We start from the raw sequence: 15,001 nt of genomic DNA, 5'->3' as shown, positions 1-15,001 counted from the left end.
CGAAGCAATCCAGACACCGGCCCAGGCCCTGAATTGCTTCGTCGCTGCGCTCCGCACAAACACTGGATAGAAACCCGTCATGACCGGGCTCGACCCGGCCATCCACGGGGTCGGGCAGGGCGTGGATCCCCGGGACAAGCCCGGGGATGACGGCGAGGAAGACGCTCTGGGCCTATGAGGCGGCCAGCGTACGAGTGGGGCTGGGCGCCCTGCCGGCGGATGTCCCTGCGACCGCATCTCCGCACCTGGCCGCGCCGGGAGGAGTCCCGGCGCCCTCCACCGCGATCCGCTGAGCCTCTCCCCGTCATTGCGAGCGCAGCGAAGCAATCCAGACACCGGCCCAGGCCCTGAATTGCTTCGTCGCTGCGCTCCGCACAAACACTGGATAGAAACCCGTCATGACCGGGCTCGACCCGGCCATCCACGGGGTCGGGCAGGGCGTGGATCCCCGGGACAAGCCCGGGGATGACGGCGAGGAAGACGCTCTGGGCCTGACCATGAGTCGAAAAGAGGCGAGATCGGCCGCCTCCTGGATTGCTTCGTCGTTGCTCCTCGCATTGACGGAAAGCGGGTCGCCTTCCGGGCAGCCTGGGGCCTCACCCCTTGCCCGGCGCCGCCTCCGCGGTCCCGATCACCGGCTGAAAGCGCCATCCCACGCGCCCGAAGCCGGGCAGCTTCAACGCCGGGCGGCGCAGGTCCACGCCGGCCACAAGGCCGAGCACGTTCACCTCGACGCCCTCGATCCAGCCCGCCGTCACCCCGATGAGCCCGCCGAGCCCGAACTGCACGCCCGTCCGGCTGGGCGTCAGGCCGAACACCGAGCCGTCCGCCCGGTAGTCCTTGCCCAGCGCCGTCGGCGGGAGCGCGATGCCGGCTTCCGGGATGGCGGCCAGGACGAAGTTCACGAAGGTGTTGGAGTTCGGCCCCGGCCAGGCCCGATAGCCGCCCGCCTTGGCGAAGGGGTACTGCCGCACGGCCTCGCGCACCTTCGGGATCAGCGCCTCGGCTGCGGGCCCCTCGATGCTGGCGATCTGCTGCGGAACCTGGCCGAACCAGCGGCCGTCCGGCGCCCAGTTGTCTGTCCGCACGGGGGCGCCCCAGCCCACGACGTCGTAGCGGGTATAGCGGGGCGCGTCGCGGTCCTTGACCACGATCCAGGTGTGGTGGGCGAAGATGCCGCGCCACCATCCGACACGCGCGGCGTAGACCCGCAGCATGGCGTCCGGCGTCTGCTTGGCCGGGAGCAGCAGGCCGGCGCTCGACCAACTGGCGGTCGACCAGTCGCGCGGCCGATCCTGGGTGGCCCACCAGGCGGCATGGAGTCCGAGGGGAAGAAGAAACAGAACGCAGAACGTAAGAAGCACGCGCTTGATCCCGGGCATGAGCGGAACACGTGGTGTTCCACAATGGCGGAACCAAGACGGATCAGGCGGCCTGGCCGATGTGCCTGACGTGGCGCGCTGTCGCGGGGCAGCGTCGGGCGGCCATGCAGAAGCGCCGGTCCGCGGTGACCAACGGCACGTCGAGCGCTATGGCGAGCGCCAGATAGATACAGGCGTAGACGGGTTCGCTCAGGACCTGGGCCAGCTTGAAAGCCTCCCGCAGGTGCGCGTCCGTTGGAAGCATCTCGATGGCGAGGCGGCTCAGACGCCGCTCCATGTCGGCGAGCTGCTGCGCCGAGAGTTCGCCCTGCGCGGCGAGGGTTCTCAGGACGCCGCGGATTTCGGATGGCAGGATATCCGGCGCCCGCACCCGGTGGGCCTCTAGCAGCGCCAGCCCGGCGGCCGTATCCTCGGACGCGGTGAACCAGGTGAGCGCCACGCTGGCGTCGATGAGGCTGGTCGGTTTCATGAAGCAAGGACCAGGGTGGCCCGCTCGCTGATCATGGCGTCCCGATCGAGCCGCTGGACCCTCAGGAGCTCGATAGGCGACGTTCGCACGGACGGCATCTTGCTCCAGCGATGCAGGTCCATCTGTCGGCGCGCCCAGCTTTGCTGGGCTTGGCCGCGTGTATCGCCGAACAGGCGCTGCAGCACCCGGCGCGCCTCGTCTTCGATCGTGTCGCCATGCTCCGCGGCGCCGCGGGCCAGAGCGACAAGAATATCCCTGGAAAGACCCGTAATCGTGATCGCACTCATGGACTTGATGATGAAGGATATAGATTAACGCGTCGTGACATCGGCGATTACTCGGTTGCACAACCAGAGATGGCAGAAAAAAGCGATGCAACCTAAGAAAAAGGGCCGGAGAAACCGGCCCTTTCGGTTTGGCGTTACTCGGCCGCCTGGCGCGGCTCGTAGCCCAGGCGCCGGTTCAACTCGTGCAGGAGGCTCACCGCTGCGTCGGCGATCACGGTGCCGGGCGGGAAGATCGCCGAGGCGCCCGCCTTCAGCAGGGCGTCGAAGTCCTGTGGCGGGATCACGCCGCCCACCACGATCATGATGTCCGGTCGCCCCTGCTCGGCCAAGGCCGCCTTGAGTTCCGGGACCAGGGTGAGGTGGCCCGCCGCCAGGGACGAGACGCCCACGATATGGACGTCGTTCTCCACGGCCTGCCGGGCGGCTTCCGCCGGCGTGGCGAAGAGCGGGCCGATGTCCACGTCGAAGCCCAGGTCCGCGAAGGCGGATGCGATCACCTTCTGCCCGCGGTCGTGCCCGTCCTGGCCCATCTTGGCGACGAGGATGCGCGGTCGCCGGCCGTCCGCCTCCTCGAAGGCCTCGACCATCGCCTGAACCCGGGACACCGCATCCGACATCGCGCCGACCTCCCGCTTGTAAACGCCCGAGATCGACCGGATTTCCGCCCGGTGGCGCCCGAACACCTTCTCGAGCGCCAGCGAAATCTCGCCGACGGTCGCCTTGGCCCGGGCGGCGTCCACGGCGAGCGCCAGCAAGTTGCCGCCGCCCTGGGCGCCGTTGGTCAGCGCGGTGAGCGCCGCCTCCACGGCCTTGGGGTCGCGCTCGGCCCTGAGCCGCGCCAGCTTGTCGAGCTGCTGCGCCCGCACGGCCGCGTTCTCGACCTTTAGCACGTCGATGGGCTTCTCGTCCGTGGGCCGATGCTTGTTCACGCCGATCACCGACTGGTGGCCGCTGTCGATGCGCGCCTGCGTCTTGGCGGCGGCCTCCTCGATGCGCAGCTTCGGGATGCCGGCCTCGATGGCCTTGGCCATGCCGCCCAGCTGCTCGACCTCCTGGATGTGCTCCCAGGCCTTCTGCGCCAGCTCGGCCGTGAGCCGCTCGACGTAGAACGATCCGCCCCACGGGTCGATGATGCGCGTCGTGCCGCTCTCCTGCTGGAGGAAAAGCTGCGTGTTGCGCGCGATGCGCGCCGAGAAGTCGGTGGGCAGCGCCAGCGCCTCGTCCAGCGCGTTGGTGTGCAGCGACTGGGTGTGGCCCTGGGTCGCCGCCATGGCCTCGATCTGGGTGCGGATGACGTTGTTGAACACGTCCTGCGCGGTGAGCGACCAGCCCGAAGTCTGCGAGTGGGTGCGCAGCGGCAGGGACTTGTCGCTCCGGGGGTTGAACTGCTTCACGAGGTCCGCCCACAGCAGGCGCGCGGCGCGCAGCTTGGCCACCTCCATGAAGAAGTTCATGCCGATCGCCCAGAAGAACGACAGGCGCGGCGCGAACTGGTCCACCGTGAGCCCGGCGGCCACGCCGGCGCGGATGTATTCCACGCCGTCCGCCAGCGTGTAGGCGAGTTCCAGGTCCTGCGTCGCCCCGGCCTCTTGCATGTGGTAGCCGGAGATCGAGATGGAGTTGAACTTCGGCATCTTCTGCGACGTGAAGGCGAAGATGTCCGAGATGATCCGCATCGAGGGCGCGGGCGGGTAGATATACGTGTTGCGGACCATGAACTCCTTGAGGATGTCGTTCTGGATGGTCCCGCTGAGCTTCTCCGGGCTGACGCCCTGCTCTTCCGCCGCGACGATGTAGAGCGCCAGCACCGGCAGCACCGCGCCGTTCATGGTCATGGACACGCTCATCTGGTCGAGCGGAATCCCGGAGAAGAGCGTGCGCATGTCGTAGATGGAATCGATCGCCACGCCCGCCATGCCGACGTCGCCGGCCACCCGCGGATGGTCCGAGTCGTAGCCGCGGTGGGTGGCGAGGTCGAAGGCGACCGAAAGGCCCTTCTGCCCGGCCGCCAGGTTGCGGCGGTAGAAGGCGTTGGAGTCCTCCGCCGTGGAGAAGCCGGCGTACTGCCGCACCGTCCAGGGCTGGTTGACGTACATGGTAGGGTAGGGCCCGCGCAGATAGGGCGGCAGGCCCGGCAGCGTGTCCGCCGCCGCGAGCCCGGCCCGCTCCGCCTCCGTGTAGACCGGCTTCACCGGGATCCCCTCCGGCGTCACCCAGGCGTCGCCGCCGCCGGACGGCGCGGGCGACACGGGCTCAAACGGGAGGGTGGAGAAATCCGGAATGCGGGTCATGGAAACAGAGTCCTCGCGCTCGCCAGGCGGACAGACGGCATCGGCGCCCCAACCGGGCGCGCCGCAAATTAGCATGCCCCGGCCCGGCGCGTCGAACGCGAGGGGGACGGCAATAAGTCGGAGAGGCGCCTACCGCTTCTCCGCCGTCCACGAGCCGGCGCACTCGCGCGTGGGCGATTGCCACGTGCCCATGCCGAAATCGCCCTTCACGCGCCCGCTCGCCGCCAGCGTGTCGCCCCCGCGGGCGAACCGCGCCGAGACCTGTCCGCTCGGGTTGACGCCGCCCTGCGCCGTCGCGCCGGACTGTCCCGCGTAGCTGATCCGGCCGCCCGAAACGAGGACCGGGAAACGGTACGCCTTGTCGCAATTGCCCTTGCTCGTGGTCAGCAGCACGGACCAGTTGCCGTCGAACGACGCCGCCTGCGCCATCCCCGCCGCCATCACGCTCCCCACCGCCGCCAAAACCACCGCCGCTTGCCGGATCATCGTCGCCTCCATGAGAGGGAGAAGACGGTCATGGCCGAGGTTGGGTTCCCGCCGCCGCGCGGCCGGAGCGACCTCAGCCCAGCGCCGCCTGGGCCTCGCGCAGCGCCGCGAGCACGTCCATGCCGGCGAACACGAAGCCGGACACGCCCGCCTCCTTCAACGCCGCCTCGAGCTCGCCCGGCTTGCCGGCCAGGGTGACGCGCCTGGCGCCCGCGGCCGCGAGCGCCTTCGCCGCCTCCGCGGCTTCCCGGCCATAGACCTCGTCGGAGGAGCACAGGCACGCCAGCATCGCCCCGCTCGCCCGGTAGGCCGCCGTGAGCGCCGCGATGTCCGTCGCGCCGTCCGGCCCCGCGAAGCCGTCGTTCGCCACCGCCGCGATTCCGCCGGCCTCGAACAGGTTCTTGGCGAAGGTCGCCCGCGCCGTGAAGGCGGAGATCGGCCCCAGATTGGCGAGGAACACGGACGGCCTGCCGCCCTTGGCCCGCATCGCGTCGGCCGCATCGCGCAGCGCCTCGAACGGCTCGGCCGGCCGCCAGGGCGCGAGCGCCGGCACGCCCGAGAAGGGCAGGGCGCCCGAAGCCGCCGGCGCCGGCGCCAGCACCGCCACGGGCTTCTCGTGGATGTCCGGGAACTCGCTCGTGCCGGTCAGCGGGTCCTTGCGGCGCGCCGCCGCCTTCTCGCGCTCGGCCCGCACGCCGGCCACCTTCTCCTGCAGCGTCCCGGCCTCGATCGCCCGGGCGACGCCGCCCTGCTTCTCGATGTTCTGAAATAGCGCCCAGGCCGCCGCGCAGAGCTCCGCCGTCAGCGATTCGAGCCCGCCCGAGCCGGCCGCGGGGTCCGCCACCTTGGCGAGGTTGGATTCTTCCAGCAGCACCAGCTGCGTGTTGCGGGCGATGCGCCGCGCGAACGCGTCCGGCAGTCCGATGGCCTGGGTGAACGGCAGCACGCTGACGCTGTCCGCCCCGCCCACGCCCGCCGCGAACACCGCCACCGTCTGGCGCAGCAGGTTCACCCACGGATCGCGCTTCGTCATCATGCGCCATGCCGTCTCGGCGTGGATGCGGATCGGCTTCGGCTGGAGGCCGCTCGCCTGCTCCACCCGCGCCCAGAGCTGCCGAAGCGCGCGGAACTTGGCGATGGTGAGGAACTGGTCGGCGTCCGCCGCCAGCCGGAAGCCGACCAGGCTCCGGGCGGCGTCGAGGTCGAGGCCGCCGGCCTCCAGCGCCCGCAGGTAGGCCAGCGCGCTCGCGACCGCATAGGCCAGCTCCTGCGCCTCGCTCCCGCCTGCGGCGTGGATGATCCGCGCGTCCGCCGATGCGATCGGTCCCCTGAATCCGCGCCGCGCCAGCGAGCCCGCGAGCCCGGCGAACAGCGGCGCCAGCTCGCTCCACGGCATGGGCGAGCCCCCGAGCGTGAGCATCTGCCCCATGGGGTCGTAGCCGAACGCGATGTCCACGTCCGCCGGCGCATGGCCGCGCTTTTCCACAAGCGCCGCAAGGGATTCGGCGGCATCCTTGCAGCCGAACGAGAGGTCGACCTCGATCCGGATCCCGGCGTCCAGCACGACGCCGTCGAGCACCGCCGCCAGCGTCCCGGCTGAGCCGTCCGGCAGCCCGAAGCCGTGCGCCCCCTGGGAGCCGGCGAACACCAGCTGCAGGCCGGTCGCGCCGTTCTCCAGGTCCGCCAGCGCCTGCTCGCGCGCGGCCTTCACGTCCGGGTTGTCGACCCGCTGCAGCACGCTCCAGGTGGCGCCGGCGGCCCGACCCGCGATCGCCTGCGCGCCCTCGGCCTTCGCGTAGAGCGGATCGATCCGCAGCCCGTCATAGGTGCGGTTCACGAGCGTGCGCTCGAAGTCCTTGCCCTTGAGCACGCCCTCCACCAGCGTCCGCCACTGGTCGCGGGTCGGAATCGGGAAGGACGAGACGAAGGGTTGCGTCATCCGAGGCTCTCGAGGCTAGGCCGAATTCGGCGGGACCATGCCACGGCGAAGCCCGCCGGCGCCACCCTCCCTTTGACGGAAGCGACACGCCCGGGGGCGTGGTCGAGCAAAAGCCCGCTTCACCGCTCTCTCTCGGTCAAGAGCGCGTCATCCCCGGCCGGAGCCGCGCAGCGGCGGAGGGGAAGGGGATCCAGGGCCGCGCGCGCCAGACTTATCCGGCGGCGTCAGCATCGCGCAGGGCGATCGCTTGCGCCCAGCCCCCTGGATCCCCTTCCCGCGCCTGCGGCGCGCCGGGGATAACGGCGGAGATAGACTCAGTACGTCAGCACGCCCGGCAGCGTCTTCGCCTCTTCGATCCACTTCTCCACCGTGGCCTCGCCCGGCAGCTGCCGCACCAGCTTCTTCTTGAGGTTCGCGTCCGCCATCGCCTTGGCGAGGTTGGCGGCGTTGCGATGCTTGAGTTCCTTCACGGTGTCCACGCCCGCCGCCTCGAGCAGCTCGGAATATTCCTCCCCCACGCCCTTGATGCGCATGAGGTCGGCCATGTTGGCCCATTTCAGGATCTGCGCCTCGTCGAGGCCGGCGGCCGCCGCAAGCTCCTTGCGGCCCTTGGGATCCTTGGCGCGCTCCAGCAGAACGCCCGTGGCGCCGACCCCGGCGCCCTTCAGCTTCTCGGCGTATTTCGGCCCGATGCCCTCGATGGCGTCGATCGGATAGGACGACATGCTTGCTTCCCCCTCTTCGATGAAGGGCGTGAAGCCGATCGCCTGACGAGCCCCGCGCCCCAGAAAACGCTGGTGATGGAAAGGGCGCCCGGGCGTCGGGGGGACCGCCCGGGCGGAAAACTCAAACGAACTGGCCGAGGCCCGGCACCGCGCCCACGATGGAGCCCATGGCGTCCTCGCCGGCCTTCTCGCGGCCATAGGCGAAGAGCTCCTTCCCGAGCGTCTGCATCTGGTCCATGGAAAGCCCGGCGCCGGAGAGCTTGCCGGCGAGCGCCATAAGCCCGCCGCCGCCCATGAGGCCGCCGATGGCCCCCATGAGCCCGCCGCCGCCCTCGTCATCCGCGTGCGCCGCCGCGAGCTCCTGCGAGCCCGGCATGGCCTCGAACATGCGGGAGACATCCTCCGCCGGCGCCTCCTTCTGCAGGAAGGCCAGGATGATGCCGACGGCCTTGGTCGTGGTGGCCGCGTCCATGCCGGTCGCTGCGCTGATGCGTTGGATGAGCTCTTCCATGGGTGCTCCCTTTGGCCGGCCCCGCTGGCCGGCATCATCGAGTCGGACTTGTCGAAATACAAGAGTATACATGTAAACCATTGCGCGCCACCCGTGTGTGGCGGGCCATCGCGGGCGCTTGTATAAGTTCGAAGCAGTTCAACGCGCGGGGAGGGGCCCGCGCCTCGGGGACGATCGCGCACATGGCGGACGACAGCATCATCATTGGACAGAGCGACAAGCCCGAGCAGCTGCTGCTGCGGCTCGCGAATCGCCACGGCCTCGTCACCGGCGCCACCGGCACGGGCAAGACCGTCACCCTCCAGGTGCTCGCGGAGGGCCTGTCCAACGCCGGCGTTCCGGTCTTCGCCGCCGACATCAAGGGCGACCTCTCCGGCGTGGCCATGATGGGTGACGCCAAGGACGCCTTCGTGAAGCGCGCGAAGGAGATGGGCTACCAGTACCAGCCCGACGATTTCCCGGTGACGTTCTGGGACCTGTTCGGCCAGCAGGGCCACCCCATCCGCGCCACCGTGCTGGAGATGGGCCCGCTGCTGATGGCGCGCCTGCTGGAGCTCAACGACACGCAGGAGGGCGTGCTCAACATCGCCTTCCGCATCGCCGACGAGCAGCAGCTCCCTCTCATCGACATGAAGGACCTGCGGCTCCTTCTCAACGAGATGACCAAGGCCGACGGCCTCAAGCCCGTCGCCACCCAATACGGCAACGTGGCCGACGCCACCGTCGGGTCCATCCTGCGCCAGCTGCTGGTGCTGGAGAACCAGGGGGCGGACAAGTTCTTCGGCGAGCCGGCCCTGCAGATCACCGACTTCATGCGCACGGACCGCACCGGCCGGGGCATGATCAACATCCTGGCCGCCGACAAGCTGATGGCCAACCCGCGGCTCTACGCCACCTTCCTGCTGTGGATGCTGTCGGAACTGTTCGAGCAGCTGCCCGAGGTCGGCGATCCCGACAAGCCCAAGCTCGTCTTCTTCTTCGACGAGGCGCACCTGCTGTTCAACAACGCCCCCAAGGCGCTGCTGGAGGCGGTGGAGCAGGTGGTCCGCCTGATCCGTTCCAAGGGCGTCGGCATCTACTTCGTCACCCAGAACCCGCTCGACGTGCCGGACACCGTGCTGGCCCAGCTCGGCAACCGCGTGCAGCATGCGCTGCGCGCCTTCACGCCCCGCGACCAGCGCGCCGTGAAGGCGGCGGCCACCACCTTCCGCCAGAACCCGAAGATCAATACGGAAGAGGCGATCACCCAGCTCGGCGTCGGCGAGGCGCTGGTGTCGATGCTGGAAGGCAAGGGCATCCCCGAGATGGTGTCCCGCACCCTCATCCGTCCGCCGTCCGGCCGCGTCGGCCCGGTCACCCCGGAGGAGCGCGCCGGCGTCATCGCGGCAAGCGCCATGCGGGGGAAATACGACACGGCGGTGGACAGCGAGTCCGCCTACGAGATCCTCTCCAGGCGCCGCGGCCTGCAGACTCCCCAGCCCGCGCCCGGGCAGGGCGCCCCCGGCCAGGTCCAGCCCGGCCAGGCGCCCCAGCAGGCCTCGACCACGGGGGGGCTCGGCGGCGTGCTCGGCGGCATCCTGGGCGGCATCGCCGGCGGCGGCTCCTCTGGCGGCGGCCGCGCCCGCATGACCATCACCGAGCGCGTCATCACCAACATGGCCTCCTCGGCCGCCCGCACCGTCGGCACCCAGGTCGGCCGCGCCATCCTGCGCGGCGTGCTGGGAAGCCTGATGAAGTAGGTGCGCGCTGCCTCCGCCCTCTCGAGGCCCGCTCATCCGTCCTTGCGAGGAGCGCAGCGACGAAGCAATCCAGACGACATCCGCGCCCGGCGCCCTGGATTGCTTCGCTCCGCTCGCAATGACGGTGGAGCCAGCCCAGCCGTCATCCCCGGCCGGAGCGCCGGAGCCGCGGAGGGGAAGGGGATCCAGGGGCGGCGCGCTCCTTGCCCGGAGGCACCTGGGCCTCGCGCGGCGCTCGCCGGGTTGCGGGCTGTCTTGCCGGCCCAAGCCCCTAACCCAGTCCCCTGGTTCCCCTTCCCGGCGCTTCGCGCCGCCGGGGATGACGGCGGACCTGTTCTGGCGTCATCCCGGCCATTGGGCATTGGCGGTCAAGTCTGCTCCCCGTCATCCCCGGCCGGAGCGCCGAAGGCGCGGAGGGGAAGGGGATCCAGGGCCGCGCGCGCCGTGCCGGGCCCCTGTGGAAGTCCAGCGCGCCTGCATGTTGTCGACAAAACCCACTGATTTGTCCCTAACTCAACCGATCCAATCCTCGGCCCCGATCGCCTTCAGCGAGCTGTTGATCGGCTCGGCCCAGCCTTTCGCGCCGCGCGATCTGGCGTCATCGAGCGCGTCCTGCAGCGGGTCCGGGTCCTGGCTCGCCAGGCATTCGAAAAGCGCGCGGGCCTGGTCCAGGTCCTTCTGCGCCTTCGCGCTGTCCATGGCGCGTTTCTGGGCGATCAGCAGCTTGTGCACGGCGTAGCGCGCCGGCTGCGGCACGCGCACGAGTGCGCCGGCGCCGTGCAGCGCCACCGCCCAAAATATGGCCTTTTTGTCCACAACCCCGGAGCGGTACGGCCTTCCTTGCCTCCGCCTCCGGCCCTGATAGGCTCGCCGCCTCTCCGCCACTACGAGTGTGATCCCCATGTCCCAGCTTGAAGCCGTTCTCGCCAAGATTGACGCCAATCTCGACGCGTCCCTGGAGCGGCTGTTCGAATTCCTGCGCATTCCGTCGATTTCGACCGACTCGGCCTACAAGGACGACTGCCGGCGCGCGGCGGAGTGGCTGGCCAATGACGTGAAGGCGCTCGGCTTCGAAGACGCCGGCCTGCGGTCTACGGGCGGCCACCCGGTGGTGCTCGGCCATGCGCCCAAGCCCGGCAAGCGCCACGTCATGTTCTACGGCCACTACGACGTGCAGCCGGTGGATCCGCTGAACCTGTGGGAGACGCCGCCCTTCGAGCCGCGCATCACGACGCTGCCGGACGGTCGCAAGGTGATCACCGCCCGCGGCGCCTGCGACGACAAGGGCCAGGTGATGACCTTCCTGGAGGCCTGCCGCGCCTGGAAGGAGGTCACGGGCTCGCTGCCGGTCGGGATCACCCTGCTGGTGGAGGGCGCGGAGGAGGACGGGTCCAAGTTCCTGCCCGAGTTCGTGGAGGCCAACAAGGATGAACTGAAGTCCGACGTGGTGCTCGTCTGCGACACCGGCATGTGGGATGGGGACACGCCCATGATCACCACCGCGCTGCGCGGGATGGTCTACGAGGAGGTCATCGTCCGCTGCGCCAACCGCGATCTCCATTCGGGCCTGTTCGGCGGCGGCGCGGCCAACCCCATCCGCATCTTGGCGCGCATCATCGCCGACCTGCATGACGCCGACGGCCGCGTCACGCTGGATGGCTTCTACGACGGCGTGCCGGAGACGCCCACCCAGGTGCTGGAGCAGTGGAAGGGCCTCGGCCTCACGGAGGAAAGCTTCCTCGGCCCCATCGGCCTCTCCATCCCGGCGGGCGAGAAGGGCCGCATGCTGATCGAGCAGGTCCAGTCCCGCCCCACCTGCGACGCCAATGGCGTCATCGGCGGCTACACCGGCGAGGGCGCCAAGACGGTGATCGCCGCCGAGGCCTCCGCCAAGGTCTCGTTCCGGCTGGTCGGCGACCAGGACCCGGAGAAGATCAGCGCCGCCTTCAAGCGCCACTGCGAGGCGCGCATCCCGGCCGACTGCTCCGTCGAGTTCGTCAAGCACAAGGGCTCGCGCGCCATCCAGCTGCCCTACGACATGCCCGAGCTCACCGCCGCCCGCACGGCCCTGCAGGAGGAGTGGGGCAAGGCGCCTGTGACGCTGGGCTCGGGCGGCTCCATCCCGATCGTGGGCGACTTCAAGCGCACGCTCGGCGTCGACAGCCTCCTGGTCGGTTTCGGCCTGGACGACGACCGCGTCCACTCGCCCAACGAGAAGTACGACCTCAAGAGCTTCCACAAGGGCGCGCGCTCCTGGGCGCGCATCCTGGCCAGGCTGGCGGAGTAGCCCGCCGACCCTCGCGCCGTCATCCCCGGGCTCGTCCCGGGGATGCACGCGACGCCGCCATGCCCGAGGGGCCAGTCCGCACGCCTCCGCAACCCCCGCGCGCAGGTCGCCTTAACGCTTCCGAAAACGCCGCCGCCGTAAGGTGCCCGGGACCGGCCTGCGTTCGAGGCTGGGTGTGACGAGTAGGCGTATGGCTTCGACCCAGGTCCACATCATCGACCCCTGCGGCGGCGGTCTCATCCTCGTGCAATGCGAGGACGGCTCGCGGGTGCTGTTCGGCTCCAACGTGCAGGCGGCGGGGCAGCAGGAGATCGTCCAGCGCATCTTCGAGGTGCTGGAGGACGGCGCCATCGACTACTTCATCCACAGCGGGGTCGATGTCGAAGGCAAGCTCGACTACGCCGCCATCGACGAGTTCTTCCCGGTGAAGAACTTCGTGGAGCTGGTGGGCCAGGACATCGAGTACCCCGCCAGCTACCTCGCCTTCCGGGGCTCCCGCCCCGTGGAGGTCCTCGAGCCCGACGACGTGCTGGGCTTCGGCGCGACCAGCGTCCGCGTCTTCGGCGCCCCGGCCGGGCGGCCGATGGCCGGCGGGATCTGGCGCCCGCTCGCGCTCCACGTCGCCCACGAGACGGAGGAGGGGACCAACGCCCTGCTGGCCCTGGGCTCCACCGGCGGCCTGGACTGGCTCGCCATCGAGAAGACCCTCGCCGAGGAGATGAAGGCCGACTGCCTGGTGGTGAACGGCGCGCATCCGCTCGACATCGTCATCACCACGGGCGACCGCGTGGAGGTCAGCATCGACCACCTGCGCCGCATCGGCCCCAAGACCGTGGTGATGGGCGCCGAGCACGGCTCCAGGAGCCCCCTGCGCAGCGCCGCCCTGGAGCTGTACTCCTGCTTCACCCGCGACAACGGCGGGCAGCCGGTGATCGATATGAAGAAGGACAGCTGGCTGGCCCTCAAGCTGGACGGCCTGAACGTCAAGACCGAGAGCGAGCCCCGCGCCCTGGGCCAGGCCGCCTGAACACCGCCTCCGTCATTGCGAGGAGCGCAGCGACGAAGCAATCCAGCGACGCGCCGATCCTCTGGATTGCTTCGCTCCGCTCGCAAAGACGGCCGGGATCATCGCTCAAAAGCAAAACGCCGGCCTCGAAGCCGGCGTTTCCATGTTGTGCGGCCGTAACGCCCTAAGCCGCCTTCAGCACCGTCTTCACGCGGGACTGCAGGGCCGCCGGCTCCACCGGCTTCAGGATGAAGGCGTCGACGCCCAGCTGCTTGGCCTGGCGCACGGTGTCGGAGGACGTCTCGCTCGTGGCCATGATCACGGGCGTCCCGCGCAGCACGGGGTGGGAGCGCACCGCCTTCAGCAGGCCCAGGCCCGAGACGCCGCCCATGTGCATGTCGGTGATGATCAGGTCGTACCGGACGGTGGTCAGCTTCTTGATCGCCTCCTCGCCGCTCTCGGCGCCGTCGATCGTCTCGAAGCCCATCTGCAGGAGGGCGAAGCGCAACAGCCCCCGCATGCTCTTCTGGTCGTCCACGACCAGAACCTTCTTCGTCCTCAGTTCCGACATCCACTCTCTCCTGGCGCGCTTTGCGGGCGGCCTGGCGAGGCCGCGCGCCGGAAAACCCTGTCATGTTTCCGTAAACAGAAGCCTTCCGTCGCTACCCGGGAAACGAAAATGCAACCGGAAGTTTGAGGCATGTGCGTTTTGCGCCATCAGGATCGCTGACTGGATCGATCACCGAAAATCATGGTCGCCCTTCGTTGACGCGCGCGGGCCCGGGGCGTTCGATGCGGGCCTGAATCGCACGCTTGGAGACCTCCATGGCCGAATGGTCGAAAACCTGGACCTGGTTCGACGGGAGCTGGCACGAGGGCAACCCGCCCATCCTCGGCCCGCGCTCGCACGCCTTCTGGCTGGGCTCCTCCGTGTTCGACGGGGCCCGCGCCTTCGAGGGCGTGACGCCCGACCTCGACCTTCACCTCGCCCGCGTGAACCGCTCGGCGGAGGCCCTGAACCTGAAGGCCACCATGTCCGTCGGCCAGATGCTGGAGCTCACCCAGGAGGGCGTCGCCAAGTTCGGGCCGAAGCCCGAGCTCTACATCCGCCCCATGTACTGGCCCGAGTTCGGCAGCGGCAGCATGGTCGCCCCCGACGCCGAGTCGACCCGCTTCGCGCTGTGCATCCACGAAGCGCCCATGCCCCAGGGTGGGGGCTCCGCCATCACGGCCTCGCCCTTCCGCCGGCCCACGCTGGAGACCATGCCGGTCAACGCCAAGGCGGGCTGCCTCTATCCCAACAACGCCCGCGCCCTGCTGGAGGCCCGCAAGCGGGGCTTCGACAACTGCCTGCTCAACGACATGCTGGGCAACGTCGCGGAGCTCGCCACCGCCAACGTGTTCATGGCCAAGGACGGGGTCATTATGACCCCCATGGCCAACGGCTGCTTCCTGGCGGGCGTCACCCGCTCCCGGGTGCTCCAGCTCGCCCGCAAGGCCGGCATTCCGACCGTCGAGGGCACGCTGCGCTACGCCGACTTCCAGGCGGCTGACGAGATCTTCTCCGTGGGCAACTTCGGCAAGGTCCAACCCATCACCCGCATCGACGACCGCGACCTCCAGCCCGGCCCGCTCTACCGCAAGGTCCGCGAGCTCTACTGGGAGTTCGCCCACGCAGGGTAGGGCGGCGCTTTACCCTCCCCTTGAGGGGAAGGGCCGGGATGGGGTGACGGCTGGGCGTCAAGCAGCACCGGAGGAAGGTCGGCCGAAACGCGCCAAGCGGACGCCGCCCCGCCGGCCTCCGGCCGTCGACCCTCGCCCCGAGGAGAGGGTGGAAGCGCCCACGCTCCCGCCGTCATCCCCGGCCGGAGCGGCGCAG

Annotated in this window: 14 protein-coding genes; 4 read left to right on the top strand and 10 right to left on the bottom strand. The window is 69.7% G+C overall.

The window, feature by feature from the left end; all coding sequences use genetic code 11:
* Positions 1–596: 596 nt before the first annotated feature.
* From SLNSH_RS23275 to SLNSH_RS23240, 8 genes are all read right to left on the bottom strand, one after another.
* On the bottom strand, positions 597–1,382 hold the full coding sequence (locus SLNSH_RS23275; RefSeq protein WP_106340518.1) for a DUF3750 domain-containing protein: 786 nt from the start codon (positions 1,380–1,382) through the stop codon (positions 597–599).
* A 43-nt stretch (positions 1,383–1,425) separates the two neighbouring features.
* Positions 1,426–1,851, bottom strand: coding sequence for a type II toxin-antitoxin system VapC family toxin (locus tag SLNSH_RS23270; protein ID WP_106340516.1), 426 nt, complete (start codon positions 1,849–1,851; stop codon positions 1,426–1,428).
* Positions 1,848–2,138 carry a hypothetical protein gene (locus SLNSH_RS23265; RefSeq protein WP_106340514.1) on the bottom strand — a complete coding sequence of 97 codons (291 nt, stop codon included), beginning with the start codon at positions 2,136–2,138 and terminating at the stop codon, positions 1,848–1,850. The genes SLNSH_RS23270 and SLNSH_RS23265 overlap by 4 nt, the downstream gene beginning before the upstream one ends.
* Positions 2,139–2,272: 134 nt before the next feature.
* Positions 2,273–4,429, bottom strand: coding sequence for a methylmalonyl-CoA mutase (scpA, locus tag SLNSH_RS23260; RefSeq protein WP_106340512.1), 2,157 nt, complete (start codon positions 4,427–4,429; stop codon positions 2,273–2,275).
* Between the two features lie 129 nt (positions 4,430–4,558).
* Positions 4,559–4,915: a hypothetical protein gene (locus SLNSH_RS23255; protein WP_146140365.1), complete on the bottom strand. Its 357-nt coding sequence runs from the start codon at positions 4,913–4,915 to the stop codon at positions 4,559–4,561.
* Between the two features lie 73 nt (positions 4,916–4,988).
* The gene (locus SLNSH_RS23250; protein ID WP_106340508.1) at positions 4,989–6,854 is read right to left on the bottom strand and encodes a methylmalonyl-CoA mutase subunit beta; all 1,866 of its coding nucleotides are present in this window, start codon (positions 6,852–6,854) and stop codon (positions 4,989–4,991) included.
* 314 nt (positions 6,855–7,168) lie between these two features.
* Complete coding sequence (locus SLNSH_RS23245; RefSeq protein ID WP_106340506.1) at positions 7,169–7,579, bottom strand: DUF4332 domain-containing protein; 411 nt, start codon at positions 7,577–7,579, stop codon at positions 7,169–7,171.
* Between the two features lie 121 nt (positions 7,580–7,700).
* Complete coding sequence (locus SLNSH_RS23240; RefSeq protein ID WP_106340504.1) at positions 7,701–8,090, bottom strand: DUF937 domain-containing protein; 390 nt, start codon at positions 8,088–8,090, stop codon at positions 7,701–7,703.
* 182 nt (positions 8,091–8,272) lie between these two features.
* Here SLNSH_RS23240 and SLNSH_RS23235 point away from each other — a divergent pair, with 182 nt between their 5' ends.
* Positions 8,273–9,829 carry a helicase HerA-like domain-containing protein gene (locus SLNSH_RS23235; RefSeq protein ID WP_106340502.1) on the top strand — a complete coding sequence of 519 codons (1,557 nt, stop codon included), beginning with the start codon at positions 8,273–8,275 and terminating at the stop codon, positions 9,827–9,829.
* A gap of 513 nt (positions 9,830–10,342) precedes the next feature.
* Here SLNSH_RS23235 and SLNSH_RS25060 read toward each other — a convergent pair.
* Positions 10,343–10,618 carry a GSU2403 family nucleotidyltransferase fold protein gene (locus SLNSH_RS25060; protein WP_158266874.1) on the bottom strand — a complete coding sequence of 92 codons (276 nt, stop codon included), beginning with the start codon at positions 10,616–10,618 and terminating at the stop codon, positions 10,343–10,345.
* Positions 10,619–10,730: 112 nt separating this feature from the next.
* Between SLNSH_RS25060 and SLNSH_RS23225 the strand changes: the two genes are divergently transcribed.
* Positions 10,731–12,116, top strand: a complete 1,386-nt coding sequence (locus tag SLNSH_RS23225) for a dipeptidase (protein ID WP_106340500.1) — start codon at positions 10,731–10,733, stop codon at positions 12,114–12,116.
* 190 nt (positions 12,117–12,306) lie between these two features.
* Positions 12,307–13,143 carry a hypothetical protein gene (locus SLNSH_RS23220; protein ID WP_106340498.1) on the top strand — a complete coding sequence of 279 codons (837 nt, stop codon included), beginning with the start codon at positions 12,307–12,309 and terminating at the stop codon, positions 13,141–13,143.
* Positions 13,144–13,306: 163 nt separating this feature from the next.
* Here the strand turns inward: SLNSH_RS23220 and SLNSH_RS23215 are convergent, their stop codons facing one another.
* The gene (locus SLNSH_RS23215) at positions 13,307–13,693 is read right to left on the bottom strand and encodes a response regulator (RefSeq protein WP_106340496.1); all 387 of its coding nucleotides are present in this window, start codon (positions 13,691–13,693) and stop codon (positions 13,307–13,309) included.
* 254 nt (positions 13,694–13,947) lie between these two features.
* Here SLNSH_RS23215 and SLNSH_RS23210 point away from each other — a divergent pair, with 254 nt between their 5' ends.
* Positions 13,948–14,805 (top strand): branched-chain amino acid aminotransferase, encoded by an 858-nt coding sequence (locus SLNSH_RS23210; RefSeq protein WP_106340494.1) that lies wholly within the window; start codon positions 13,948–13,950, stop codon positions 14,803–14,805.
* The last annotated feature ends 196 nt before the right edge of the window (positions 14,806–15,001 follow it).

The sequence above is a fragment of the Alsobacter soli genome (genome assembly GCF_003004785.1).
GTDB lineage: Bacteria > Pseudomonadota > Alphaproteobacteria > Rhizobiales > Beijerinckiaceae > Alsobacter > Alsobacter soli.
The sequence above is the reverse complement of the archived record's forward strand: the minus strand, read 5'-3'. Positions and strand labels throughout refer to the sequence as shown.

What these genes read in the sequence shown, in the direction of transcription:
- SLNSH_RS23275 (WP_106340518.1), bottom strand. Translation starts at nt 1,382, where the DNA reads ATGCCCGGGATCAAGCGCGTGCTTCTTACGTTCTGCGTTCTGTTTCTT.
- SLNSH_RS23270 (WP_106340516.1), bottom strand. Translation starts at nt 1,851, where the DNA reads ATGAAACCGACCAGCCTCATCGACGCCAGCGTGGCGCTCACCTGGTTC.
- SLNSH_RS23265 (WP_106340514.1), bottom strand. Translation starts at nt 2,138, where the DNA reads ATGAGTGCGATCACGATTACGGGTCTTTCCAGGGATATTCTTGTCGCT.
- scpA (WP_106340512.1), bottom strand. Translation starts at nt 4,429, where the DNA reads ATGACCCGCATTCCGGATTTCTCCACCCTCCCGTTTGAGCCCGTGTCG.
- SLNSH_RS23255 (WP_146140365.1), bottom strand. Translation starts at nt 4,915, where the DNA reads ATGATCCGGCAAGCGGCGGTGGTTTTGGCGGCGGTGGGGAGCGTGATG.
- SLNSH_RS23250 (WP_106340508.1), bottom strand. Translation starts at nt 6,854, where the DNA reads ATGACGCAACCCTTCGTCTCGTCCTTCCCGATTCCGACCCGCGACCAG.
- SLNSH_RS23245 (WP_106340506.1), bottom strand. Translation starts at nt 7,579, where the DNA reads ATGTCGTCCTATCCGATCGACGCCATCGAGGGCATCGGGCCGAAATAC.
- SLNSH_RS23240 (WP_106340504.1), bottom strand. Translation starts at nt 8,090, where the DNA reads ATGGAAGAGCTCATCCAACGCATCAGCGCAGCGACCGGCATGGACGCG.
- SLNSH_RS23235 (WP_106340502.1), top strand. Translation starts at nt 8,273, where the DNA reads ATGGCGGACGACAGCATCATCATTGGACAGAGCGACAAGCCCGAGCAG.
- SLNSH_RS23225 (WP_106340500.1), top strand. Translation starts at nt 10,731, where the DNA reads ATGTCCCAGCTTGAAGCCGTTCTCGCCAAGATTGACGCCAATCTCGAC.
- SLNSH_RS23220 (WP_106340498.1), top strand. Translation starts at nt 12,307, where the DNA reads ATGGCTTCGACCCAGGTCCACATCATCGACCCCTGCGGCGGCGGTCTC.
- SLNSH_RS23215 (WP_106340496.1), bottom strand. Translation starts at nt 13,693, where the DNA reads ATGTCGGAACTGAGGACGAAGAAGGTTCTGGTCGTGGACGACCAGAAG.
- SLNSH_RS23210 (WP_106340494.1), top strand. Translation starts at nt 13,948, where the DNA reads ATGGCCGAATGGTCGAAAACCTGGACCTGGTTCGACGGGAGCTGGCAC.